The sequence below is a fragment of the Streptomyces sp. NPDC001410 genome (assembly GCF_042895235.1).
Classification (GTDB): domain Bacteria; phylum Actinomycetota; class Actinomycetes; order Streptomycetales; family Streptomycetaceae; genus Streptomyces.
Window position 1 is genome coordinate 164,216 of sequence record NZ_JBIAWE010000018.1, and the last position, 25,100, is coordinate 189,315.

The 25,100-nt window shown below is 72.0% G+C and carries 18 protein-coding genes and 2 pseudogenes; 12 read left to right on the forward strand and 8 right to left on the reverse strand.

From position 1 onward, the window contains the following. Window positions 1-103 precede the first annotated feature (103 nt). On the forward strand, window positions 104-1,210 hold the full coding sequence (locus ACFY3C_RS34195; protein ID WP_390773556.1) for a PP2C family protein-serine/threonine phosphatase: 1,107 nt from the start codon (window positions 104-106) through the stop codon (window positions 1,208-1,210). Between the two features lie 34 nt (window positions 1,211-1,244). Here ACFY3C_RS34195 and ACFY3C_RS34200 read toward each other — a convergent pair whose 3' ends face one another. Further along, window positions 1,245-1,685 (reverse strand): Lrp/AsnC family transcriptional regulator, encoded by a 441-nt coding sequence (locus tag ACFY3C_RS34200; RefSeq protein WP_145887395.1) that lies wholly within the window; start codon window positions 1,683-1,685, stop codon window positions 1,245-1,247. Window positions 1,686-1,728: 43 nt separating this feature from the next. Then, window positions 1,729-3,078, reverse strand: a complete 1,350-nt coding sequence (locus ACFY3C_RS34205) for a transaminase (RefSeq protein ID WP_386578804.1) — start codon at window positions 3,076-3,078, stop codon at window positions 1,729-1,731. 279 nt (window positions 3,079-3,357) lie between these two features. On the opposite strand from ACFY3C_RS34205, the gene ACFY3C_RS34210 reads away from it, so the two are divergent. Further along, entirely contained in the window at window positions 3,358-3,825 is a 468-nt protein-coding gene (locus ACFY3C_RS34210; RefSeq protein ID WP_386578805.1) for a hypothetical protein, read from the forward strand. A gap of 4 nt (window positions 3,826-3,829) precedes the next feature. Here the strand turns inward: ACFY3C_RS34210 and ACFY3C_RS34215 are convergent, their stop codons facing one another. Further along, window positions 3,830-4,039: a hypothetical protein gene (locus ACFY3C_RS34215; RefSeq protein ID WP_390773557.1), complete on the reverse strand. Its 210-nt coding sequence runs from the start codon at window positions 4,037-4,039 to the stop codon at window positions 3,830-3,832. Window positions 4,040-4,286: 247 nt separating this feature from the next. Between ACFY3C_RS34215 and ACFY3C_RS34220 the strand changes: the two genes are divergently transcribed. Together ACFY3C_RS34220 and ACFY3C_RS34225 are read left to right on the forward strand one after the other, a co-directional pair. Then, window positions 4,287-5,537 (forward strand): serine hydrolase domain-containing protein, encoded by a 1,251-nt coding sequence (locus ACFY3C_RS34220; protein ID WP_390773558.1) that lies wholly within the window; start codon window positions 4,287-4,289, stop codon window positions 5,535-5,537. A gap of 116 nt (window positions 5,538-5,653) precedes the next feature. Next, a pseudogene (locus ACFY3C_RS34225) lies at window positions 5,654-6,885 on the forward strand (cytochrome P450). 118 nt (window positions 6,886-7,003) lie between these two features. Here the strand turns inward: ACFY3C_RS34225 and ACFY3C_RS34230 are convergent. After that, the gene (locus ACFY3C_RS34230) at window positions 7,004-8,542 is read right to left on the reverse strand and encodes a helix-turn-helix domain-containing protein (protein ID WP_390773559.1); all 1,539 of its coding nucleotides are present in this window, start codon (window positions 8,540-8,542) and stop codon (window positions 7,004-7,006) included. Window positions 8,543-8,859: 317 nt separating this feature from the next. Here ACFY3C_RS34230 and ACFY3C_RS34235 point away from each other — a divergent pair, with 317 nt between their 5' ends. The 3 genes from ACFY3C_RS34235 (at window position 8,860) to ACFY3C_RS34245 (ending at window position 11,704) form a co-directional block, all read left to right on the forward strand. Next, on the forward strand, window positions 8,860-9,480 hold the full coding sequence (locus tag ACFY3C_RS34235) for an L-threonylcarbamoyladenylate synthase (protein WP_390773560.1): 621 nt from the start codon (window positions 8,860-8,862) through the stop codon (window positions 9,478-9,480). Window positions 9,481-9,600: 120 nt separating this feature from the next. Then, complete coding sequence (locus tag ACFY3C_RS34240; RefSeq protein ID WP_390773561.1) at window positions 9,601-10,356, forward strand: dienelactone hydrolase family protein; 756 nt, start codon at window positions 9,601-9,603, stop codon at window positions 10,354-10,356. 148 nt (window positions 10,357-10,504) lie between these two features. Further along, the gene (locus ACFY3C_RS34245) at window positions 10,505-11,704 is read left to right on the forward strand and encodes a glycoside hydrolase family 64 protein (RefSeq protein ID WP_390773562.1); all 1,200 of its coding nucleotides are present in this window, start codon (window positions 10,505-10,507) and stop codon (window positions 11,702-11,704) included. 54 nt (window positions 11,705-11,758) lie between these two features. Here ACFY3C_RS34245 and ACFY3C_RS34250 read toward each other — a convergent pair whose 3' ends face one another. From ACFY3C_RS34250 to ACFY3C_RS34260, 3 genes are all read right to left on the reverse strand, one after another. Further along, window positions 11,759-14,155 carry a M4 family metallopeptidase gene (locus ACFY3C_RS34250; RefSeq protein WP_390773563.1) on the reverse strand — a complete coding sequence of 799 codons (2,397 nt, stop codon included), beginning with the start codon at window positions 14,153-14,155 and terminating at the stop codon, window positions 11,759-11,761. Between the two features lie 192 nt (window positions 14,156-14,347). Then, window positions 14,348-15,145 carry an alpha/beta hydrolase family protein gene (locus tag ACFY3C_RS34255; RefSeq protein ID WP_390773564.1) on the reverse strand — a complete coding sequence of 266 codons (798 nt, stop codon included), beginning with the start codon at window positions 15,143-15,145 and terminating at the stop codon, window positions 14,348-14,350. Window positions 15,146-15,296: 151 nt separating this feature from the next. Beyond that, complete coding sequence (locus ACFY3C_RS34260) at window positions 15,297-16,415, reverse strand: DPP IV N-terminal domain-containing protein (protein ID WP_390773565.1); 1,119 nt, start codon at window positions 16,413-16,415, stop codon at window positions 15,297-15,299. 137 nt (window positions 16,416-16,552) lie between these two features. Between ACFY3C_RS34260 and ACFY3C_RS34265 the strand changes: the two genes are divergently transcribed. The 3 genes from ACFY3C_RS34265 (at window position 16,553) to ACFY3C_RS34275 (ending at window position 19,996) form a co-directional block, all read left to right on the forward strand. Next, window positions 16,553-17,626: an NADP-dependent oxidoreductase gene (locus tag ACFY3C_RS34265; protein ID WP_390773566.1), complete on the forward strand. Its 1,074-nt coding sequence runs from the start codon at window positions 16,553-16,555 to the stop codon at window positions 17,624-17,626. Between the two features lie 24 nt (window positions 17,627-17,650). Continuing rightward, window positions 17,651-18,043 (forward strand): MerR family transcriptional regulator, encoded by a 393-nt coding sequence (locus tag ACFY3C_RS34270; protein ID WP_390773567.1) that lies wholly within the window; start codon window positions 17,651-17,653, stop codon window positions 18,041-18,043. Window positions 18,044-18,193: 150 nt separating this feature from the next. Further along, window positions 18,194-19,996: an alkaline phosphatase family protein gene (locus ACFY3C_RS34275; RefSeq protein ID WP_390773568.1), complete on the forward strand. Its 1,803-nt coding sequence runs from the start codon at window positions 18,194-18,196 to the stop codon at window positions 19,994-19,996. A gap of 44 nt (window positions 19,997-20,040) precedes the next feature. Here ACFY3C_RS34275 and ACFY3C_RS34280 read toward each other — a convergent pair whose 3' ends face one another. Further along, the gene (locus ACFY3C_RS34280) at window positions 20,041-22,338 is read right to left on the reverse strand and encodes a zinc-dependent metalloprotease (RefSeq protein WP_390773569.1); all 2,298 of its coding nucleotides are present in this window, start codon (window positions 22,336-22,338) and stop codon (window positions 20,041-20,043) included. 111 nt (window positions 22,339-22,449) lie between these two features. Between ACFY3C_RS34280 and ACFY3C_RS34285 the strand changes: the two genes are divergently transcribed. Further along, window positions 22,450-23,952 carry a metallophosphoesterase family protein gene (locus ACFY3C_RS34285; RefSeq protein WP_390773570.1) on the forward strand — a complete coding sequence of 501 codons (1,503 nt, stop codon included), beginning with the start codon at window positions 22,450-22,452 and terminating at the stop codon, window positions 23,950-23,952. A gap of 113 nt (window positions 23,953-24,065) precedes the next feature. Further along, window positions 24,066-25,092 (forward strand): annotated as a pseudogene (locus ACFY3C_RS34290) (LLM class flavin-dependent oxidoreductase). Window positions 25,093-25,100 lie beyond the last annotated feature (8 nt).

Consider the following 25,100-nt stretch of genomic DNA (forward strand, 5'->3'; position numbering starts at 1 on the left):
TGCCGTCTCGGGCGTGCCGCACACGCTAGGAGGACGGACGGCCGGGTGTCGACGGCTTTTTTCGCGGTGCACCCGCCTCCCGGCGACGGCGTAGCGTGGGGATGTGAGATCGGTGCGCGGCTCGTCGTCGCGGCGGAACCGGGAGGAGCGCGGCTGGCTGCGGGGCGCGCCACCGCCGCGATCTGTCCGGGTGCTGCCGGTGGCGCTGCTGGTGGGGGTGACCACGGCCACGCTCGTCACCCCGCACGCAGCCGATCTCGGCTTCCTGCTGGGCGCGATCCCGCCGCTCGCCGTCCTGTCGTACGGGCCGGTGGCAACGGCCGTCATGGGCGCCCTGGTCGTCGTGGTGCTGCACCTCCCGTCGACGCACCTGAACCGTCCCGGCAACACCGATCTGCTCACCATCGTGTTCGTCGCCCTGCTGAGTGTGTTCCTCTCCTACGTGCGCAGGCTCCGGGACGCCCAGCTGGTCATGGAGCGGGCGATCGGGGAGGCCGTGCAGCAGGCCGTGATGCCGCCGCTGCCGGAGCGCGTGGGGCGGGTGGGGTGCACGGGCTTCTACCGGGCCGCCCAGGACGGGACGTTGGTGGGCGGGGACTTCTTCGACGTGCGGGCGGGGCCGCACGGCGTCCGGGCGGTGATGGGGGACGTGCAGGGGCACGGGCTGGCGGCGATGGCGACGGTGGTGTCGCTGCTGGGCGCGTTCCGGGAGGCGGTGCTGGACCAGCCGGACCTGGCGTCGGTCGCGGCCCGCATGGACCGCAGGCTGGGGGTGGACTCGGCGGGTGTGCGGCACGCGGAGCTGTTCGCGACGGCGGTGCTGCTGGAGTTCACGCCCGACGCGCGGGCGGTGCGGATGGTCGCCTACGGGCATCCGGCCCCGGTGCTGCTGCACGAAGGCCGGGCCCGCGAGGTGACCGTCACGTCGGCTCCCCCGCTGGGCCTCGGACTGATCGGCGCCGATCCCCCGAAGGAGGTCACCGTGGCGCTCGGGCCTGGCGACCGCCTGCTGCTGGCCTCCGACGGCGTCTGGGAGGCCCGGAACGCCTCCGGCACCTTCTATCCGCTGCCCGAGCGGCTGTCCGACATCGCGGACACCGTCTCCGGCGACCTGGCCGACGCCGTGTGGACGGACCTCGGCCTACGGCACTACGAGGTGCGCGACGACGCCACCCTGCTGGTCCTGACGCCCCAGCCGCCGGGCACCTGACCTCGGCATCCCGTGCCCGTGCGGGACAGGCGGGTCAGCCCACGTCCCACAGGAAGCGGTGGGTGTGGATGCCGAAGTACGGGAAGGACTGGATCTCGCGGACGCCTTCGATCGGCCGGACCACGTCGTTGACGAAGTCCAGCAGGTCCTTGGGGCCCGGCGCGACCACCTCCGCGAACAGGTCGAACCCGCCGGAGGTGAGCACGGAGTAGACCACCTCGGGGCGTTCGGCGAGGGCGTCGGCGACGACGCGCGGGTCGCCGTCGACGCCGATGCCGAGCAGGGCCATGGCCTGGCCGCCCATGGCCATCGGGTCGGTGACGCCGACGACCTGAACGGCCCTGGAGTCCAGCAGGCGTTGCAGGCGCTGGCGGGCCGCCGAGGCGGACAGCCCGACCTTCGGGCCGAGGTCGGCGTAGGCGATACGGCCGTCGGTCTGCAGCTCGCGCAGGATGGCCCGGTCGATCTCGTCCACAACTCTCCCTTCGTGCTGTTCGGGGGGGGGGGAACGTCCCGGCTCAGTCGGCGAGTGCGGCGAGGGCCGCGGCGAACACCTCGGTGTGCGTGTCGACGTCCTGCTCGGTGGTGTCGGGGCACATGAGCGCCATGTTGTGGAACGGGGTCAGCAGGATGCCCCGGTTGGCGAGGTAGAGGTGCAGGAAGTCCTCCAGCTCCGGGTCGGCGGCCGCGGCGGACTCGGTGCCCGTGCGGGGCGCCGGCGAGGTGAAGCGGTACTCGGTGCGGGCGCCGAGGCGGCTGACGGACCAGGGCAGCCGGTGGGCCTCGATGCCGGCCCGGACACCCGCCTCGAAGCGCTCGGAGAGCTTCGTCATCCGGGCGAAGGCCTCGTCGGTGAGCACGTGCTCCAGGGTGGCCCGGGTCGCGGCGACCGACAGCGCGTTGCCTGCGAGGGTGCCGCCGACGCCGCCCATGTCGACGAGGTCCAGGTCGCCGCGGTCCAGGAGCCGCTCGGCGAGGTCCGCGGAGAGGCCGTAGGCGCCGGCCGGGATGCCGCCGCCGATCGCCTTGCCGATGGTGAGCAGGTCCGGCTCCAGGTCCCAGGCGGCCGTGCAGCCGCCGGGGCCCGCCGAGAACGTGTGGGTCTCGTCGTTGATGAGCAGGGTGCCGTACCGCCTGGTCAGGTCGCGTACGCCCGCGAGGTAGCCGGGCTCGGGCAGGACGATGCCGATGTTGGTGAGCGCGGGCTCCATGAGGACGGCGGCGACGTCCCCGTGGGCCAGCTCGCGCTCCAGCCCGGCCAGGTCGTTGAACTCGGCGACCCTGCTGGTCAGGGTGACGTCACAGGGGGCTCCGACGTTGCCGGGGCGGGCGGCGCCCCGGCCGTCCGGGCCGACGACGATCAGCGATTCGTCGACGCTGCCGTGGTAGCAGTAGCTGTTGACCAGGATCTTCGGGCGCCCGGTGACGGCCCGGGCGAGCCGGATCGCCCATCGGTTGGCGTCGGTCGCGGTCAGCGAGAAGCTCCAGCGGGCCAGGCCGAAGCGGCGGGTCAGCTCGGCGCCGACCCACTCGGCGTCCTCCGTGGGCAGCATGGCGGTGGCCCCGCCCAGGACGGCGTACCGGCGCTCGACCGCCTCGGTGACCGCGGCGGGCGAGTGACCGGCCATCGCGCCGGTGTCACCGAGGCAGAAGTCGATGTACTCGTGCCCGTCCACGTCGGTGATCCGTGCGCCGCGCGCCCCGGCCAGGTAGCGCGGGAAGGCACCGGCCGTCTTGTTCATCCAGGTCATCGGCACCCGGCCGAAGAGGTGGTCGGCCTTCTCGTAGGCCGCCTTGGAGCGCGGGTTGCGGCGTTCGGCCTCGGCGCTCTCGCTGGCCAGGAGGGCGTGCAGACGCGTGCGGTCCATGGGGTACCTCGATGCCTACCGGGGACGGAACGGTCCGAGCATACGAGTGAAAACGTGACGACTTCAAGAGTTGACGCTCGAATCCATTGCCGTGACGCTCGAATCGAGCGCCACCCGGGCACTTGGCGGCCATGCCAGGGATGCCCCGACCGGCGAACCATTGCACTGTGTTCGAACGCGATGTCTTAAACGCCAGGGTTCGCCACCCCTTCCGCCAGGTAGAAATATCTATCAGCATGCATATGCCGGGTTGGGGTGCAGGATCACGCGGAGCGGTGCATGGCGAACAGGATGTGGATGCGGGGCGTGGAGTGGCTCGCCGCGGCGGCGGCCGATCCACGATCGTGCAAATGGGAGTGGGACCACGGGGAGGGCATCGCGCTGCTGGAGGCGGGCCGCTTCTGGGACGTCCTGAGCGTCCCCGAGCGGCTCGGTCTGCTCACCCTGGACCTGCTGTGGCGGCCCTCGCTGCCCGTGCCGGGGCCGACACTGGTGGACACCGCCGCGGGGCGGGTCGGGTTCTTCCTGCCGCCGGACCCGTCCGGGGGCTGGGTCGGCGCCGGCCTGCGGTACGCGACCAAGGGATCCTGGGTCTCCGTACCGCCGCCGTACCGGCCCGCCCGCTCCCTGGAGTGGCTGGTCCCGCCGGACGGCACCGGCACCCTGCACCGGCCCGGCACGCTGGAGGCGGCGCTGCAGGAGGCCAACGGCACGCTGGCGGTCCTCGCGCCGTCGCTCGGGCAGTAGCGGATCAGGAGCGTTCGGGCTCGGGCAGGACGCGCAGCGCAAGCCCGGCGAGGGTGACCCAGAGCACGTAGGGTTCCGCGGGGACGGTGCGCCCCTGGGCCCGCCACTCCGCCACGAGTTGGGCGTAGATCGGCTCGTGGGCCCGGTCCACCGGGGCCCTGCGGCTGCTTCGGTCCGTCCGAACCGTCCGGTCCGCGCGGTCGATGACGTCCATGCCCGGGCAACGCCCGGGCGGCGCCACCGGTACGCTCCGCTCCGCCCGCTCACCGGGTCGGGTGACCACACCCCTCGAACGGGGCCTTCCGCCCGTCCGACAAGCATCCCGGAACAGGGCGGCTCGGGCCGTCGAGGGGCCCACTTGGCCGACAGGCGCCGCCGGGTGCGCGCTCCTATGCTGGGGAGCCAGGGCTCCGACGTCTCGCCCGCCGCACGTACTGCTCTCACGTGCTTGGAGTCAGCCCATGTCGCATTCATCCGCACGCCTGCGCCGGGGGGCCGCGGTCGCCGTCGTGGTGGGGACAGTGATGGTGCCGCTCGGCGGCGCTTCCGCAGGGGCGGCGCTGGCCTCCGTGCCCACCGCGTTCGCCGCCGCCCAGCCCACCCCCTCCCCTTCGGGGGCGGAGGTCCGCACGATCACGCCGGACGTGGCCCGCCAACTCGACGCAGCCGTGCAGAAGGTGATGACCGAGGCGAACGTGCCCGGCGTGCTGGTCGGCATCTGGACGCCGCACCAGGGCAGCTACGTCAGCTCGTTCGGTGTCGCCGACAAGAGCAGCGGCCGGCCGATGACACCCGACCTGTACATGCGGATCGGCAGCGAGACCAAGACGTTCACCGTGACCGCGCTGCTGCAGCTGGTCGACCAGGGCAAGGTCGGTCTGGACGATCCGATCGGCAAGTACATCGCCGGGGTGCCGAACGGGAACGAGATCACGCTGCGGCAGCTCGCCGGGATGCGCAGCGGTCTCTTCAACTACTCCGAGGACGACGACTTCTTCAAGGCGCTCACGTCCGATCCGCAACGCCCCTTCACGCCCCACCAGTTGCTCGCCTACTCCTTCAAGCACCCGGTGCTGTTCCCGCCGGGACAGAAGTTCGACTACAGCAACACCAATCTCATCCTGCTCGGCCTGGTCGTCGAGCAGCGGAGCGGACAGCGCCTCGGCGACTACATCCGTCAGCACATCCTGGAGCCCGCCGGGATGAAGAACACCCTGTTCCCGGCCGGCTCCGAGTTCCCCGCCCCGCACGCGCAGGGCTACACGAACCAGACGGCCGACGGCAAGATCGCGGACACGGCCTCCTGGAACCCGTCCTGGGCGTGGGCGGCCGGTGCGATGGTCTCGAAACAGGACGACATGCGGGTGTGGGCGCGCACGGTGGCGACCGGCCAATTCCCGGACGGCAACTGGATGATCAGCCCGGTCACACAGAGGCAGCGGCTCACCACACCGCCCACAGCCATCCCGGGGGCGGGGTACGGGCTGGGCATCTTCAACGTGCAGGGCTGGATCGGCCACAACGGCTCCCTGCCGGGCTACGAGTCCCTGACCGTCTATCTCCCGGCGGCACAGGCGACCCTAGTGGTGCTGCTCAACACCGACATCGACCACAACGGACAGGAACCGAGCACCCTGTTCGGCGAGGCGATCACGCAGATCATCTCCCCGGACCACGTCTTCGACCTGCCGGCCCAACCCGCGGCCAGGTAGGTCCCGGCCTGGGCGGTTTCCGGTCGAGTCGAGGACGCCCTGTTCGCCGCCGGACGACGACGGTGTGTACTGGACCGCGCCTGCCTCGCGAGAGCCGACCAGCCAGGAGAGCCGTCGTGACCGTCACCGACCGCATCCCGCTCGACCCGTTCGGCACCGACATCGTCGCGGAGAGCGCCCGGCTGCGCGCCCTCGGCCCCGTCGTCCCCGTGGAGCTGCCCGGCGGCATCCCCGCCTGGGCGCCCACCGGGTACGACGTCCTCAGGGAACTGATCCTCGATCCCCTGGTGAGCAAGGACGCGCGCCGGCACTGGCGGCTGTGGCCGCAGACCGGTGAGCGCCCCGACTGGAGCTGGATCGTGACCTGGGTGGGCGTGGTCAACATGCTGACCACCTACGGTCCCGACCATGCCAGACTGCGCAAGCTGGTGGCGCCGAGCTTCACGCTCCGGCGCACCGAGGCGCTTCGCCCGCGCGTGGCGGCCATCACCGCCGAGCTGCTGGACGCGCTGGCGGCCGAGGGCGTCGACGGCCGCGCGGTCGACCTGCGGGCCGGGTTCGCCCATCAGCTGCCCCTGCGCCTGATCTGCGAACTCCTCGGAGTGCCCGACGGGTTGCGCGCGGATGCCGCACGTCTCATCACCGACATCTTCGACACCTCCGACCCGAGCCCGGAGCGGGCGGCGTCCGTGCAGGAGCGGATCGGCACGGTGCTGGGGGCGCTGCTCGCGCACCGGCGGCAGGAACCGGGCGACGATCTCACCACGGAGCTGATCCGGGTCCGGGACGAGGACGGCGACCGGCTCTCCGACGAGGAGCTGCTGCACACGCTGCTGCTGGTGGTCGGCGCCGGGTTCGAGACCACCGTCAATCTCATCGGCAACGCGGTCGTCGCCCTGCTGACGCATCCGGCGCGGCCGGCGGCGGTGCGCTCCGGGGAGGCCGGCTGGAAGGGGGTGGTCGAGGAGACGCTGCGGGTGCATCCGTCGGTCGCCGCGCTGCCGCTGCGGTTCGCGGTCGCGGACCTGTCGGTCGGGGGCGTGACGATCCCGGCCGGGGACGCGATCATCACGACGTACGCGGCCGCCGGACTGGACCCGGCGCGCTACGGGCCGGACGCGGCCGACTTCGACGCGGGGCGCGGCGCCGACGACCATCTGGCGTTCGGGATCGGCGTGCACCGCTGCATCGGCGCTCCGCTGGCCCGCATGGAGGCACTGACCGCACTGCCGCGCTGTTCGCCCGCTTCCCGGAGCTGCGCCTGGCCGTCGGCACCGACGAGCTGCGGCAGGTGCCGTCGTTCATCGCCCACGGCTGGCAGGAGGTGCCGGTCCTGCTCGGCGCCTGAGACACGTGCGGGGCTCCGACCGGTCCCCCGTTCCGGTCGTGCCCCGCGACTGCTGAACCTACGTGCGGGGACACGGCGGTGGGTACCGCGCCGGTGCCCTTTCCGGGGCGGCGAGGACTCACTCGTGCACAGGGGAGTCCGGTTGGCCCCGGTTCGCCCCGCCGACGGCGGGTGCGGCAAGAGCACCGGCCGCCAGGTGGGCGAGGACGACCTCGTACAGGTCGCTGCCCATGGCCAGCAGCTGGCGTTCCAGAACCGGTTCGGCGGCCCGGACGTGGTCGCGTACGGTCTGGGCGTGCATGCCCAGGTCCTTGGCCGTGCGTTCGGCGTTCGAATCCGCGGCGATCCAGGCGCGCAGGGTGCCGCGCAGGTCGCGGCCGTCGCCGTCCAGGCGGCCGAGGAGGTCCTGCGCCCACAACCGCAGCGCGGCCGAGGTGAGCAGATCGCCGAGCCTGTCGGCGCGCGGGTGCGGGGCCGTGCCGTCGGGGTCGTACGGGCCCTGCACCGCCTCGGTGTTGAGCGCGAGGCGGACGACGGCGCGGGTGGTGAGGTGGGAGAAGTCGGTGCCGAGCAGCGCCTCGACGCGGTCCATGCGGGCACGGACGGTGTTGCGGCTGACGCCGAGGACCTTGGCCGCGTTGACGGCGGTGAACTCCAGGCCCAGCCGGGTCGTGGCGAGCAGTTCGGCGCGGATGTGGTGGGGCAGCGTGTCGAGGGGGCGCAGCACGCCCGCGGACCAGGCGCGCAGGGCGACGGGGTCCATGAGCCGTTCGGGGTCGGTGCGTTCGGCGAAGACGGCCGTCTGGTCCGGGCGGAAGCGGGCGACGGCGAGGGCACTGATGGCCTGCCCGTAGGCGGTGGCGGTCCGGGCGAGGCGCTGGCGCAGGCTGCCGCCGAGGAAGGTGCCCGGCCGGCCGTCGACGAGGGAGCGCAGCCGGTCCCCCGCCGCCGGCCGGGGGCCGACGACAATGACGTGCCCGTCCATCGCGGGGCAGCGCACGACGAGTGCCAGGCCCTCGGTGAGGTGCGCGCAGGCGTCGGCGACCGCGTCCCGCTCGGCGGGCGAGACCTCGACGACGTAGACACACGCGGTGTCCTCCTCCAGCAGGCCCGGCCACAGTCCTGCCGCGACCCGGCGGGCGGAGACGGTGTCCTCCACCATCAGCAGCTGCAGGATGGCCAGCCGCAGGTCGGCCGTGGCCCGGCGCAGCCGGCGCCCGTCGTCCGTCAGCTTCCGTTCCGTCAGGAGGAGTTCGAGGACGGACGCGGTGCGGTTCACGATGTCGGCGGCACGCCGGTCGAAGGGGTCGCGGCGGGCCACGGCGAGCACCGCTCCCGCCGCCGGGCCCCGTTCGGGGTGCCGTATCCCGACCAGGCGGACATGGTGCTCGCCGTCCTCCAGGGCGGCTGCGGAGATCCGGCCGGTGACCACGTCGCCGAGCACGGCGGCGTCGAGCGGCAGGCGTTCACCGGCGAGGAGGCTTCCCTGGTCGTCCTGGAGGCAGGCCGTGGCCCCGACGGTCCGCCCGAGCCAGGTGACGACCCGGCGCGGGTCACGGCCGGCGGGACGCAGATGGTCGAGCAGCTGCTCCGCCCACGCGGTGTCGGAGTCCCGCGGCTGCTGGGCGTGAGGGCCCTCGTCGGCTCGGCCGGCCACGTCGCCCTTCTCCTCGTCGTCGGTTTGACCTCGGCTTTCGAACGTGGACGTTACCCCAAGCGGGGCCGCACGCCCCCGACGGTGGCGAGCGCGAATGCGGCGGCGAAGACACGGCACCCCGGGCCGGGGCCCGGACATCCGCCGCCTGCCTCACAACTCCACTACCCCCGACGGCAGTTCGCCAGTCGGCCTCCCGGCCCGCGTCCGGACGGCCGCGAGAGCGCGCCCGGCACACGGAGCACCCCGGCCCGTGCGGGCATCGGGGCGCAGCGCGCCGGAGCCGCGCGCGGCGCCCGGGGACGGCATAAGCTCGGCGGATGGCGAAGTACTTCGACGTGCACCCCGAGAACCCCCAGCCGCGCAGCATCACTCAGGTCGCCGACGCGGTCCGCTCGGGTGCGCTCATCGCATACCCCACCGACTCCTGCTACGCGCTCGGCTGCCAGCTGGGCAGCCGGGACGGCATCGACCGGATCCGTTCCATCCGCCAACTCGACGACCGGCACCACTTCACGCTGATGTGCCGGGACTTCGCGCAGCTCGGCCAGTTCGTCCGTGTCGACAACGACGTGTTCCGGGCCGTCAAGGCGTCGACTCCCGGCAGCTACACCTTCATCCTGCCGGCCACCCGCGAGGTGCCGCGCATGCTGCAGCACCCGAAGAAGAAGACCGTGGGCGTGCGCATCCCCGACCACGTGGTGACCCAGGCCCTGCTGGCCGAGCTGGGCGAACCGCTGCTGTCCAGCACGCTGCTGCTGCCGGACGAGGAGGAGCCGATGACCCAGGGCTGGGAGATCAAGGACCGGCTCGACCACGCGGTGGACGCGGTGGTGGACTCCGGGGACTGCGGCACGGAGCCGACCACGGTCGTGGACTTCTCCAGCGGCGAGGCGGAGATCGTACGGCGGGGCGCCGGGGACACCTCCCGGTTCGAATAGAGGGCGGAAGTGCGGAAATCCGGTCCCGGCGGAGTGGATCTTGCATGGCAGCATGAGAGGTACCCGCAGCGCCGAGGGGCGTCCGCCTCCCGCCGCTGATTCCTCAGGAGGCTCCTCAGCATGACCGCCGTACAGGGAACAGCCGTCGACATCCCGACCGAGGACGGCACCGCCGACGCCTACCTCGCCCACCCCGCGGACGGGAACCCGCATCCGGGCGTCCTGCTCTACCAGGACGCCTACGGCCTGCGCCCGCAGCTGAGGGCGATGGCCGACCGGCTCGCCGGCGCCGGCTACACGGTCCTGGTACCGAACGTCTTCTACCGGCACGGCCGCACCCCGATCGGAGAGCTTCCGGAGTTCATCGACCCCGCTGCCGACCCGAGCATCTGGGAGCGGATCGGCCCGGTCATGGCCTCTCACACCCCCGAGCAGATCAAGCGGGACGCGGACGCCTACCTGGGCTGGCTGGCCGACAGCCCGCTGGTCGCCGACGGCCCGGTCGCGCTGACGGGGTACTGCATGGGCGCCCGCCTGGCGCTGCGCACGGCGGCCACCCATCCCGGGCGGGTGGCCGCGGCGGCCGGCTTCCACGGCGGCCGGCTGGCCACCGACGCCCCGGACAGCCCGCACCGCGGTGCCGAGCACATCACCGCGGAGCTGTACTTCGGCCACGCCGACCAGGACCGGTCCATGCCCGAGGAGCAGATCCGGCTCCTGGCGGACACGCTCACCGCCGCCGGTGTACGGAACACCTGCGAGGTCTACGCGGGGGCGCGGCACGGCTACACGCAGGCCGACACTCCCGCCTACGACCGGGAGGCCGACGAGCGGCACTGGGCGACTCTTCTCGGCCTGCTGAAGCGCACCTTCTGAGGTCCGCGCGGCGCCCGCCACGCGGCGGGCGCCGCCCGGATCCCGTCCAACTCATTGACATGCACCCGCCTTACCGCAAATCTGAGAGCGCTCTCAAGCAGGTACGGACCAAGGTCCGTACGACCCCGACCCCACACGGAGGTGGAGAGTGCCCCCCAGCATCAAACGCCCCGCGCTGCCCCTGGCGGCCGCGGCGGCCCTGGTCGGCGGCCTGCTCACGCTGGTCGCACCGGACCACGCCGGTGCCGCCGTACCGGACACCGTCCCGCTGAAGATCACCAACAACTCGGGCCGCTCCGACCCGGTGTACGTCTACGACCTCGGCACCCAGCTGTCCTCGGGACGGCAGGGCTGGGCCGATGCGAACGGCACCTTCCACGCCTGGCCGGCGGGTGGCAACCCGCCGACTCCCGCACCGGACGCGGCGATCGCCGGACCCGCCGCCGGGCAGTCGAAGACGATCCGCATCCCGAAGTTCTCCGGCCGGATCTACTTCTCCTACGGCCAGAAGCTCGACTTCCGGCTAACCACCGGCGGGCTGGTGCAGCCGGCCGTGCAGAACCCGTCCGACCCCAACCGGAACATCCTGTTCAACTGGTCGGAGTACACGCTGAACGACTCCGGACTGTGGCTCAACAGCACCCAGGTGGACATGTTCTCGGCGCCGTACGCGGTCGGCGTGCAGCGGGCCGACGGCAGCGTGAGCAGCACCGGGCACCTCAAGTCCGGTGGCTACACCGGCTTCTTGAACGCGCTGCGCGGGCAGCCGGGCGGCTGGGCGAACCTGATCCAGACGCGCTCGGACGGCACCGTGCTGCGCGCGCTGTCACCGCTGTACGGGGTGGAGACCGGGGCGCTGCCGGCGAACGTGATGGACGACTACGTCAACCGGGTCTGGCAGAAGTACTCGACGTCGACCCTCACGGTCACGCCGTTCGCCGACCAGCCGGGCACCAAGTACTACGGCCGGGTCTCGGGGAACGTCATGAACTTCACCAACTCCTCCGGCGCGGTCGTCACCAGCTTCCAGAAGCCGGACGCGTCCAGCATCTTCGGCTGCCACAAGCTGCTGGACGCACCCAACGACGCCGTGCGCGGCCCCATCTCCCGCACGCTGTGCGCCGGTTTCAACCGCTCCACCCTGCTGGTGAACCCCAACCAGCCGGACACCTCGGCGGCGAACTTCTACCAGGATGCGGTGACCAACCACTACGCGCGCAAGATCCACGCACAGATGGCCGACGGCAAGGCGTACGCGTTCGCCTTCGACGACGTCGGCAACCAGGAGTCGCTGGTCCACGACGGCGGTCCGCAGCAGGCTTATCTGACGCTGGATCCGCTGTCCTGACATGCCACGGTCCCGCACCCGGAAGCCTCCGGGTGCGGGACCGCGACGTGGGACTCAGCCCGTCGTCAGGGCGGTGTCGTCCACGACGAAGCTGGTCTGGAGCGAGTAGTCCTCGACTCCGTTGAACTTCAGCGTGACCGTCGAGCCCGCCAGCGAGGACAGGTCGAAGGACTTCTGGCTGTAGCCGGCGGCCTTGTTGAGGTTCGAGTAGGTCGCCAGGGTCTTCGAACCGGCGGTCACCGTCAGCTTGTCGTACTGAGTGCTGCTGGTGGTCTCGTCGCTGTCGATGTGCAGGTAGAAGGTCAGGGTCGCCTTGCAGCCCGCGGGGATCGTCACCGACTGGGACAGGGTGTCGGTGTGCGAGGAGCCGTAGCCGTCGAGCCAGGCCTTGTAGGAGCCGCTGTGGGCCGCCTCACCGCTGTCGGTGCCGATGACCCCGCTGGTCGCCGTCCAGCCGGTGCTGCCCGACTCGAAGCCGGGGTTGCTGAGCAGCTGGGTCGAGGAGCAGCCGCCGCCGGTGGGGTTGACCGTCCAGCCGAAGGTCGCGGTACCGGTCGCGCCGGTGGAGTCGGTCACCGTGACCGTGGTGCTGGAGCTGCCCGCGGTGGTGGGCGTGCCGGAGATCAGGCCGGTCGAGCTGTTGATCGACAGGCCGGCCGGCAGCCCGGAGGCGCTGTAGGTGAGGGCACCGCTGTTGGTGCTGCTCGCCTGGATCTGCAGGCTGACCGCGGTGCCGACGGTGGCGGTCTGGCTGCCCGGGTTGGTGACCGTCACTCCGCTGCTGGGCGGGTTGATGTGGCCGCCGACGTTGATGCCGGCGAAGGCGTTGCCCACCCCCGCGTACTGGGTGGAGTTGGTGCCGTAGAGCGCGGCGGCCGCGTTGAGGGCCGCGGTGCGGGCGGCGGCGTAGTCGGTGCTGGACGTCATGTACGACGTCAGCGCCTTGTACCAGATCTGCAGGGCCGCGGCCCGGCCGATGCCGGTGACGGCGACGCCGTCGGAGGTCGGGCTGTTGTAGGTGACGCCGTTGATGACCTTGGTGCCGCTGCCCTCGGACAGCAGGTAGAACATGTGGTTCGCGGGGCCCGAGGAGTAGTGCACGTCGAGGTTGCCGACGCCGGAGTACCAGCTGTCGGCGGATCCGCCGTCCTTGCTGGGCTTGTCCATGTAGCGCAGCGGCGAGCCGTCGCCGTTGATGTCGATCTTCTCGCCGATGAGGTAGTCGCCGACGTCCGAGCTGTTGTTGGCGTAGAACTCCACGCCCGCCGTGCCGAAGATGTCGGAGGTCGCCTCGTTCAGGCCACCGGACTCACCGCTGTACTCCAGACCGGCGGTGTTGGAGGTGACGCCGTGGGTCATCTCGTGGCCGGCGACGTCCAGCGAGGTCAGGGCGTGCGTGTTGCTCGTGCCGTCGCCGTAGGTCATGCAGAAGCAGCTGTCGTCCCAGAACGCGTTGACGTACGCGTTGCTGTAGTGGACGCGCGAGTAGGCGGCGACGCCGTCGTTGCGGATGCCGCTGCGGCCGAAGGTGTTCTTGTAGAAGTCCCAGGTCTCCTGGGCACCGTAGTGGGCGTCGGCGCCCGCGGTCTGGGTGTTGGACCCGGTTCCGTCGCCCCAGACGTCGTCGGAGTCGGTCATCAGGGTGCCGGTGCCCGAGGTGCCGCGGTTGAGGCTGTAGGTCTTGTGACCGCCGCGCGTGGTGTCGTACAGCTGGTACGTCGAACCGGACAGCGTGGTGGTGAGGCTGACCGTGCCGCTGTACTGGGTGTTGCCGGTGCCCGTCTTGACGGCCTGGAAGCGGTACAGCTCCTTGCCGGTGGAGGCGTCGGTGATGACGTGGAGCCGGCTGGGCGTGCCGTCGTCCTGGAAGCCGCCGACCACCGTCTCCCAGGCGAGCTTCGGGGTGCCGGTGCCGGCCCAGATCACCTTGCGGGCGCTGTCTGCGGTGGCCTTCTTCCCGTCGAGGGCCTTCGCGGCCTTGAGGGCCTTGCTCTCGGCGGCGGACTTGGTGAAGGTCGCGGCGGTGGAGGCGACCTTGATCCTGTGCTTGTTGTTGAAGGTCGTGCTCACGGTGCCCGCGGCCAGGGAGGCCGGCGGGGTGTGCACGACGAGGTCGCCACCGAGGACCGGCAGGCCGGCGTAGGTGCGTTCGTAACGCGTGTGCAGGGTGCCGTCGTTGTCCTTGACGACGTCCTTGACGACCAGCTTCTCCTTGGCGCCGAGCCCGAGGGTGCGGGCGGTCGCGGCGGTCTTCTCCTTGGCGCTCTTGATGAGCGCGGAGTGCTGGGCGGGGCTGAGCTTGGCCTCCAGGCCTCCGGTGCGAAGGGGGCTCGGGTGGGGGCCTGCGGGCTTGGCGGTCGCCGGGACCGACTGGATGCCGACGGCGAGGAAGGCGGCGGTGGAGACCAGTGCGGCTCCGACCGTGGCCCGTCTGTGGGGAAGACGTCTCACTCGTACTCCTCCTGCTGCGGCCGCCGGGTCGCGGCCGGTGACAGACCGGACAGACGGGTGTGCTGCCCGGGACGAGCTGAGCTGTGCGGGGACCGTGATCCGTGCACACACCTTGGAGGATTCGTGTGCGGGGGGAGGATTTCACTTTGACCCGCGCATGTCAGCCACGTCGGGGGCAATCGAGGGTTTTCCCTATGCGGGCGGGACAGCTCGGGACACTCCCGTAGTTATGGCCCCCAAGTGCTCCCGCAGGAACCGGACCTGATGGCCCAGCAGGCCCTCGGTCAGGTCGGTGCCGAACGGCTGGTGCCCCGTGCCGGGCAGGAGCAGCACCTCGTGCGGACGGCCCGCCGCGAGCAGCGCCTCGGACAGGCACAGCGTGTGGACGGGCCGCACGTTGGTGTCGGCGAGGCCGTGGAGCAGCAGCGGGCGGGTGAGCCGGTGCGCCTCGCCGAGCAACGAGCAGGCGTCGTACCGCTCGGGGTACTCGTCCGGGTGGCCGAGGAAGCGCTCGCGCCAATGGGCGTGGTAGAGCCGCTGGTCGGTGACGCCCGCGCCGGCGACGGCCGCGTGGAAGACGTCCGGGCGGCGCAGGACGGCCGGCGCGGCGAGCGAGCCGCCGAACGACCAGCCGCGGATGCCGACCCGGTCCAGGTCGAGGACGGGATGGCGGCGGGCCGCCGCGTGCAGTGCGGTCACCTGGTCGTCCAGCACCGGCCCGAGCAGGTCGCCGTGCACCGCCCGTTCCCAGTCGGGACCGCGCCCCGGGGTGCCGCGGCCGTCGGCGACCAGCACCGCGAAGCCCTGTTCGGCGAACCACTGGGACAGCAGGTCCTTCCAGTCGTGCGCGGCGGTCACCCGCTGAGTCGCCGCGCCGCCGTACGGGTCGAGCAGCACGGGCAGCCGGCCGTGCTCGGGTCGGTGCCAGGAAGGCAGGTACAGGTCGGCGCGCAGCTCCCGTGGGCCCAGCCGCAGCGGGGTCCGGCGCACGTCCAGCACAGGCCGGCGTACGACGGCACGGGCAGCGCCGGTCGCTGGGCACGCAGCACCTCGGCGTGCCCGCCCGGGCCCTCCGCGTCCAGGGTGGTCCGTACGAGGGTGCCGCCGCGCCGCACTCCCCCGTGCAGCCCCGCTCCCGCACTCAGCCGCCGCGGGCCCGCCGCTCGGCTCCAGGACCACAGGTGGGTCTCGGTGGGCTCGTCGGAGCCGGTGAACAGCACGTCGTCCCCGTCGACACCGAGGACGGCGCGGAGTTGGAGGCCCGCCCCGGGGTGACCGACTCACCGTCCACGGCCAGGTGACGGGTGCCGCGCAGGTCGGCGTGCGACAACAGGGCGCCGGAGGCGGTACGGACGGGGAGCCCGGTCACCAACTGCACCCAGTGGGCGCCCCGTTGTTCGTGCAGGACCGTGGTACGGCCGTCCGCGGGGTCGATGGCGAGGAAGCGGACCGTGCACTGGTCGCGGGACTGCACGACCGCGAAGGGCCCGTGGACGTCCCAGCCCGCTCCGACCACGTACTCGAAGGCACCCCGGTCCCAACGGGCGGAAATGAGCGGTCGGTCGAGAGGGGCGAGCCACAGGGTGACGTCCGGGTTCGGGGTCCCGGCGGTGGCGTAACGGTGGACCTCGGGCGGGCTGTCCGGGGTGGCGGGGTCGGTGCTGTACCAGCGCCGGACGCGGCGGTTGTCCGTGCGGGCGCACAGCAACGCGGTGCCGTCGGGCGACCACCAGTGGCCGCGCGGGCCGTCGGGGAGGGTGGCCGACGTGTGCTCGGCCGCACCGAACTCGACGTCGGGATCGGACGGTTCGGCGAGCACCCGCTCTTCCGTGCCGTCCGCCCGGATCACGCACAGCGCGCCCTTGCGGAGGTAGGCGATCCGCCGGCCGGTGGGGTCCGGGCGCGGATCGGCTACCGGGCGGCGGGCGGGAAGCCGCCGGGTCTCACCGCCGCCCACCCGTACGGTCCACAACGCGCCGGCGAGGGCGAAGGCGACCAGCCGGGCCGCGCGGTCGGTGCCGTACGCCTCGATGCCGCGGGGCCTCGCCGCATCCCCGGTGAGCCGGACCGGATCGGCGAGCAGCCGTTCCGCACCGGTGTCGAGGTCGAGCAGCCACAGACCCGGAGCCGGCTCGTCGCCCGTACGGCCCCGCAGGTACAGGAGCGCTGCGCCGTCACCGGAAACAGTGAACTGGGCGGGGGCGCCGCGGGTGTAGCGGGCGGTGCGGACGAGTTGGGCGGGGAGGGAGAGGGAGGCCACGGGTGGGAGGCTCCCCAGTCGCCACACAGTTATTCGATTATGTGGGCGGCTGCTGCCCATCCCGACACGCTCGCCGCACCCGGCACCGCGAACCGGGGTTGACCTTCACGTATGGGTCAATGCCTAGCGTCGCCCGCATGAAGCCCTTCACGACGAGCGCATCGACGCCCGCCTCCTCCCGCCCGCCCCGTACAGGTCTTGAGGCCCGACTCACCGCGCGGCCCGACGGGTTCCCCACTCCGGACCACTTCGAGATCGTCACTACCACGGTCCCCGACCCGGCCCCGGGCCAGGTGCTGGTACGCAACCTGTTCATGTCGCTCGACCCCGGCATGCTCCTGCTGATGTCGGGCGGCTCCCGACTGCCCATGCCCGCCTACGAGGTGGGAGAGGTGATGTACGGGGACGCCGTCGGCGAGGTGGTCGCCTCGGGGGATCCGGCGCTCGGCGTGGGCGACCTGGTGGTGCACCGGCTGGGCTGGCGGGAGTACGCGGTGGCCGGCGTGGATGCGTTCCGCCGTGTGGACGCGAGCGCCTACCCGAGCCCGTCCATGCACCTGGGATTCGGTCTTGTCGCCTACGTCGGGCTCATGGAGGTGGCGCGGCTGCGGCCCGGGGACACCGTCTTCGTCTCCAGCGCGGCCGGGGCCACCGGGAGCCTGGCCGGGCAGATCGCCCGGCTCAAGGGCGCGGCCCGGGTGATCTGCAGCGCCGGTTCGCCGGAGAAGGCGGCCCACCTGACCGGCGCCCTCGGGTTCGACGCCGCCTTCGACTACCACGACGGCCCCGTTCTGGACCGGTTGCGCGCGGCGGCGCCGGACGGCATCGACGTGTACTTCGACAACGTGGGCGGCGAGCAGTTGCGGGCCGCGATCGAGGTCATGAACGTGCACGGCCGTGTCGCGGTGTGCGGGGCACTCAACCGGCAGCGCACGGGCCGTCCCGACGACGGGCCCGGCGATCTGCTGAGCGTCGTCGGCAAGCGTCTGACGATCCGGGGCTTCACCCTGTTCGACCATCTGGACCGGGCCGCGGAGTTCGGTGAGCAGTTCCGCGGCTGGCTGCGGGAGGGCTCCGTCGTCTACGACGAGACGGTGGTCGAAGGGCTGGCGAGCGCCCCGCAGGCACTCCTCGACCTGGTCGGCGGCCGGTACACCGGACGGACCGTGGTCCGCCTCACCGGAGCCCCCGTGTCAACGCCGGTAGCCTGACGGGGACTTCACGGGGGAGACGCGATGCTGATCGGCGAGCTGGCGGAACGCACCGGCACCACGACCCGCGCCCTGCGCTACTACGAGGAGCAGGGCCTGCTGGAGTCCGCCCGGACGTCGGCGGGGTACCGCGTCTACGGTCCGGCCGCGGTGACCCGGGTCCGCAACGTCCGCGACCTGCTGGCCTCCGGGTTCACCGTCGAGGACGTGAAGTCGTTCGTCGGCTACCTCGACACCGGTCTGCCCGAGGTCTTCACCTACTCGCAGGCGTGCGCCGACGCCTATGCCGTGGGCGCACACCGGGTGGCCGAGCTGGAGGAGAGGATCGCGACCCTCACCCGGGTACGGGACATCCTCGTCCGTCGGATGCCCTGGCTGGCGGCGCCCGGCGACGCCCCGGAGCAGGGCGCCACCTGACCGGCACCATGCCAACTTGTCTGGTCAAGTTTGGTCTCGGTTCTTCCGTTCGACAGCGCAGACCGATACCCATGTCCCGTTCATCGTGCACAGCCGGGCCCTACGGCCCTCACCCTCACCACACCCTCTTGAACGGGACGAGGTACACGCATGCGACTGCGCTGGAGATCCCTCGGCGGGCTCCTGGCCCTCCTCGGCGCACTGATCGTCTCCGCTCCCCCGGCCCACGCGGCCGGGAGCAGCGGCAATCTGATCGTCAACGGCGATGCGGAGGCCGGTGGTTACTGCACCGACGACTGGTCCGCGGCCACCACGGTGCCCGGCTGGACCACCCAGGCCGGCGGCCCTGACGTCATGTGCCACACCGCCGGGTCCTTCGGGCTGCCCGGCGACGGCAAGGCCCCCGGCAAGGCCTTCTTCGGACCCGGCAACTTCGGTGACGGCTCGATGTCGCAGACCGTGAACGTCTCCTCGGCGGCCACGGCCATCGACGGCGGCGGTGTGAGCTACAACCTCTCCGGCTGGCTCGGCGGCTGGACGGTCTACGGTGGTTACGTCGCCGTCGGCCTGCACTTCCAGGACGCGAGCGGCCGCCCGCTGGGTGCGACGGCCAAGCTGCCGACGGTCTCCGCGTCCGACCGGGGTCTGGCCACCGAGTTCCTGTCCCGCAGCACCACCGGCCCGGTGCCCGCCGGGACCCGGTCGATCCAGGTCGAGGTGCAGTTCCTGTCGACGTCGCACGAGACCGGCTACCTCGACAACCTCTCCCTCACCCTGGACACCCCGGTCGCCGCGCCGGCGCCGCTCACCCCGCCCGTGTCCCAAGTGCCCGGCTACGACCACGTGTTCATGGTCATGATGGAGAACACCGACTACTCCGCGGTCATGAACGACCCGGCCGACACGCCCTACATGCACAGTCTGATGAACCAGGGCGCGACCCTGACCGACTTCCACGGCGTCTACCATCCGAGCGACGAGAACTACCTCGCCGTCGCGGGCGGTGACACCTACGCCAAGGGCGCCACGTACTGGCCCAACATCAACTCCCCGCAGCGCAACCTGGGCGACACCCTGGAGGACGCCGGGAAGACCTGGAAGGCCTACGAGCAGGGCATGGGCACGCCCTGCAACACCAAGAACAACTACGACAGTTACTACGAGCCCGACGACGCCCCGTTCATCAACTACACCGACATCAGCGGCAACGCGTCGCGCTGCGCCGCCCACCTGTTCGACACCACGCAGCTGACCACCGACCTGCAGTCGGCCGCGACCACGCCGAACTTCTCCTGGATCGCCGCCGACGACTACTACGACGGCGAGGCCTCCGGCAACGGCAGCGCCACCAGCCTGAAGACGCAGGACGGCTGGCTGAGGCAGACCCTCGCCCCGGTGCTGTCCTCCCCCGCCTGGACCCAGCAGCGCTCGCTGCTCGTCCTGACCTGGGACGAGAGCAACAGCGAGGCCTACAACCACATCGTCACCACGGTCGTCGGCTCGCAGGGCACCGTCCCGGCCGGCACCAGCAGCCCGGCCCACTACGACCACTACGGCATCGCCCGCACCATCGAGTCGGCCCTCGGCCTGCCCGGCCTGACCGCCAACGACACCTACGCGACGCCGCTGAACGCCGCCTTCGCACCGTCCCGCGCGACGACGCCGACGCTCACCGGTGACCTGAACGCGGTCGCGAACGGCGGCAACGTCACCTTCCGGTACTCGGTTCCGTCCGCCGCGCAGGTCAGCGCGAAGAACTGGATCGGCATCTACCCGGCCGGTGTCACCCCGGGCCAGCGGTCCGCACTGACCTGGGCCTACACGCCCAACGCGAGCGGCGCGGCCACCTTCTCCACCGGCAAGCTGGGCGGCGCCGGCAGGTACGACGTGTACTACCTCGCCAATGACGGCTACTCGGTGCTGGCCGGGCCGTTCTCGCTGGCCGTGGACTGATCGGGACTGTGGACTGACCAGGACTGTGGGCTGATCAGACGCCCTCAGTTCGGCGCCCCGGGCGGTACCCGGGGCAGTGGGTCGAGCCTCACCGTGCGTGGGTCGGCCAGGTAGGCACCGATCGACCTGGCCGCCTCACGCCGCTGTTCCCCGACCTGCACGCGCAGGGTGTCGGCGAGCCGTCGCAGGGCGTTCCGGAGGGTGGCCCTGACCGGGGCGTGCAGGCCGGGCGATTCGAGGACGGTGAGCAGATGGTTCAGGACGGTCCAGTCGGCCGTGTGCCGCACACCCTCCCCACCCGGCACCTGCGCGTCGCCGTCCTCCTCGTCGCTCAGCCAGGTCGTGTCCAGCAGGGCGTCCACGACATCCTCGACGCCCGGCACGGCCGGGTCCTTGGCGTGCTGCCAGGCCACGCGGCCGAGCCGGGCGGGGTCGAGCAGTTCGGCGGTGACGAGGGTGACGGCGGTGCGTACGGCCTCGAAGGGATCGGGGAGCCGTCCGGTGCGGGTGTCGAAGTACTGGTCGGTCCGCCCGTACCGGATGGCGGGCGGGGTGAGGGCCTCCAACACGGCCTCCGGCAGACCGAGTTGATCGGTTCGGAGCAGCTCGGCCAGACGGGTCAGGGCCGTACGCTGGGCGGCCGCGTCGACGGCCTCCGCGCCCGGGGAGTCGTCCCCGGCCTGCGCATAGCCGTACCGGACCCCGCCGACGAGGCGGGCGACGGCGGTGACCTCGTGGCGGTGGAGCAGGTGCAGCAGCACCGCCCGTTCCTCCAGTTCACCGGTCTGCCGGTCGGGCGGCAGCACCCCGCGTGAGAAGCCCTCCAGGGCGATGCGGCGTACCCGGAGTACGGTCTCCAGGGCGCGGAGCGCGTCTCCCTCGGTCGCCCAGGGCACGCCGTCCGGGTGGGCGGCTGCGGTGCCCTGGGCGTCCACGTCGCTCACATACATCAGGCCCGCCTCCGCCACCTCGCGGCGCAGCCCGGCCAACTCGCGTTCCTCGTCGGCGAGGTGGCCGTAGCCATGGGCGACGAGGAAGTGGTCCCAGGGGCCCAGGCCGATGGGGTAGGCGTGGCCGAGGTCGAGGTCGCCGGTGTCGGTCACGGTGACGCGGGCGTGCGGGTAGTCCATGACGGACGGTGCCGGGTGCCGTGTGCTGGCGAAGTTGTGCATGAACCCGAGGGCGTGGCCGATCTCGTGCGCGGCAAGCAGACGGAGCCGGGCCAGCACCAACTCCTCGACGGTGGCCAGGCGTTCGGCCTCGTCGGGGCGGCCGTACGGGGCGAGCAGCGCCTCGCCGAGGGCGCGGACCTGGTCGAGGCGCTGGGAGCCGAGCCGGACCCGGGCGTGCAGGATCTCACCGGTGCGCGGGTCCGTCAGGCCCTGCCCCAGGGACCAGCCGCGGCCGGAACGGTGCACCCACACCACGGAGTTGACCGCCGGTTCGTGCGGGTCGAAGTCGTCGCCTGCGGCCTCCACCCGGTAGGCGTCGGGCAGGCCGATCCGGGCGAAGGCCTCCCGCCACCAGTTGCCGCCCTCGACGACCGCCGTACGGAAGGGCTCGGGGACGGCAGGGTCGACGCGGAAGACGATGGGCGCGCCACCGGGCTCGGCACGGAACCGGGGCTGGACCTTCACCTGGGTGTCCGCACGGCCGGCCAGGCCGTGGTCGGCCCACCCGACACCGTAGCTGCCGGAGGCCGGATGGTAACGGCGGGCGGGCAGCGGGGCCTTGGGCAGGCGCAGGAGGACCAACTGCTGGACGACGGTCACCGCGCGCGGGTCGGCGGCTACCGCCCGGAGGGCCGGACCACGACCCGGTCCCCGGAAGGTGAGCAGGGCGGGCAGGCGGGTGGCGTCCGGCCCGGTGCGGCCGTCGGCGACAAGCGGGAGACTCGTGGCGGTGTCGAGGGCGTACTCGCCCTGTCCCTCGTCCTCCAGGTGCTCGGTGACACGGTCGTGGTCGTACAGGACGAGCCCGGTGGCGTCCACGACGACCGCTCCCGCCTCCTCTCGCAGCACCGGTCCGCTCCACACCACGGACACGGCGAAGGACTCCTGGCCCGCCCGCACGGCGGCCGGCTCGCCGCTGGTCAGGAAGTGCTTGTTGCGTACGAGGAGCAGCACCCGGCCGCCCGCCCGGCGGAACTCCGCGAGGCGGGCCTTGCCCGCCCGGCCCCGGTCCAGCTGCAGCTCGCTGGAGCCGACGCCCTGAGAGAGGGAGACGGTGAGCAGGAACGGCTCGTCGAAGTGACGGATCCCCAACAGCAGCCGCTCCGGGCCGCTTTCGAGGTCGGGTACCAGGTCGAGGAAGTCGAGGGCGGAGGTGTCGTCGCCTGTCATACGGGCCTCTCGGTCGGTGCGGCTCCGGGAACGCTCGGTGCGGGTCCGGGGACGCATCGTGTCAGGCCCCGCCCTGCGGGCCGTGATCGGCACGTTGTTACCGTGCACCGCGTGTCTGACTCCTCACGCGATACCGCACAGGGCGCCGGCTGGGGCGCGGCCGAACGCGGCGCCTACCAGCGGCTGATGCCCGACCACGTCGAGAAGCTGTCGTGGCTGAACCCGAGGACCCTGTGGGCCGCCCGCAACGGCGTGCTGGCGTCCTGGTTCGGCGACCCGACGGGCCGTACCCGCAGCCGCCTGGTGGCCCGGCAGGCCGAGGCGGGGGCACCCGTCGACAAGGTGATCCGGCGGGAGGTGCCGGACCGGTTCTCCTTCATGGTCATCGGGGACACCGGAGAGGGCGACGACTCCCAGTACGCCGTCGTACCGGGCTTTCTGAAGGCGGGTCAGGACTCGGAGTTCGCGGTGATCGCGAGCGATGTCATCTACCCCGTCGGCAGCGCGGACGACTACGGCACCAAGTTCTTCCAGCCGTACCAGTACTACCCGGCACCCATATACGCGATACCGGGCAACCACGACTGGTACGAGGACCTCGGCGCGTTCATGCGCGTCTTCTGCGCCGACGCCCCGCCGCCGGCCCCCGAGCCCACGCCCCGCCCGCTCACCGGCGCCTGGTGGCAGAACCTGCTCTGGCACCGCCCGCGCCCGGGTGACGGGCAACGCCTGGCCGACGCACGGAAGTTGCGGTCGGCGCCCGGGCAACAGGCCGTACAGCCGGGGCCGTACTGGGCGATCGACGCCGGTCCGGTGCGGATCGTGGGCATCGACACCGGGCTACTCGGCACGATCGACGCCGAACAGGGCGCGTGGCTACGGGAGGTCTCCCGCGGGCCGAAGCCGAAGATCCTGATCACCGGCTCGCCGCTGTACGTGGACGGCGAGCACCACCCCTGTGCCATCGAGGGCGGCGGCACGGTCGACGACATCGTCCGCGACCCGGCGCACCACTACGTGGCCGCGATCGGCGGCGACATCCACAACTACCAGCGCTATCCGGTCGACGTGGACGGCCGGACCATCCAGTACGTGGTCTCGGGCGGCGGCGGCGCGTTCATGCACGCCACCCACACCATTGCGCGGGTGTCGGTCGCGGGAGTCACCGAACGCGACTTCCGCTGCTATCCGCTGCGCGGCGACTCGCTGGCCTTCTACAGCCGCCTGTACGGCCGCCGCCTGCGCCTGCGCCGCTTCTTCACGCTCACCGAGTCCGAGGCGACGGCCGTCATCGCCGAACGCCTGGGCATCGAGCCGGGCCGGGCGCCCGGCCCGGACACCCGGGTCACCCGGCGCACCCGCCTGGTCGCGAGCCTGCTGGGCACCGGCGGCCGCCCCGACCGCGCCTCCCGCTTCCGGCTGCCGGTGCGCAAGCTGTACACCCAGCTGTTCTCGCCCGGCTCGGCCACCTACAGCCCGCCGTTCTTCAAGTGCTTCCTGCGCCTGGACGTCACCCCGGAGGCGGTACGGCTGCGCTGCTTCGCGGCGACGGGCAACCGCGTCCAGGAACTCGATCCGCCGGTCGAGGACGAGGTCACCATTCCGCTGAACTGATCACACGGTTGTCACACTCGCCTGCCAGAATCGGGATGGGGCCGACGCCAGAACCGGGGCAGAGCCAACGCCAGAACCTGGGCGGAGCCGACGTACGACCGTTGGAGGAGCCCGTGCCGTCCACCGCCCGCCCGCTGCGCAAGCTGGGCTTCCTCACCATCGGTCTGTTCGACGCGGCCGACCCGGGCCGGGGCCACGAGGCCACGCTCGAGATCATCGAGCTGGGCGAGCGGCTGGGCTTCGACAGCGCCTGGGTCCGCCACCGGCACCTGCAGCACGGCATCTCGTCCCCGGTCGCGATGCTGGCGGCGGCCTCACAGCGCACCCGGCGCATCGAGCTGGGCACCGCGGTGATCCCGTTGGGCTGGGAGAACCCGCTTCGCCTCGCCGAGGACCTGGCGACCGTGGACATCCTGTCCGGCGGCCGGCTGAACCCCGGCGTCAGCGTGGGCCCGCCGATGCACTACGAGCAGGTCAGGGAGGCCTTGTACCCGGACACCGCGGACGCCGAGAACTTCGGCTACGAGCGGGTGCGGCGCCTCCTCGACTTCGTGCGCGGCGAACCGGCCGACGGCTTCAGCGGTGTAGGGCATTGAGGTGTTCTCGGACATGGTCCAACCTCACTCCCCCGGCCTCGGCCACCGCCTCTGGTACGGCGGCGGCAGCCTCGGCTCGGCCCGCTGGGCGGCCGAGCACGGCATGAACTTCCTGACCAGCAGCGTGGTCAAGGCCGAGGGCCCGGAAGGACCGCTGGACTTCGCGCAGATCCAGCTGTCCCACATCCGCGCCTTCCGTGCGAGCCACCCCGACGGGGACGCGGCCCGCGTCTCCCAGGGTCTGGTGGTGATCCCCACCGACTCGGCGAGCCCCCAGCAGCGGGCCAAGTACGAGGCGTACGCGGCCAAGCGCCTCCTCCGGACGGCCTCCCCGCAGGGCCCGGCGCGACTCCTCTTCGCCCCGGACCTGGTCGGCACCTCCGACGAACTCGCCGAGCGGCTGCACGCGCACGCCGCGTTCCGCGAGATCGACGAGGTGGCGTTCGCCCTGCCGTTCACCTTCGAGCACGAGGACTACGTCCAGATCCTGACCGACATGGCGACAAGACTGGGCCCGGCGCTGGGGTGGCGGCCGATGCCCTGATCTCCCGT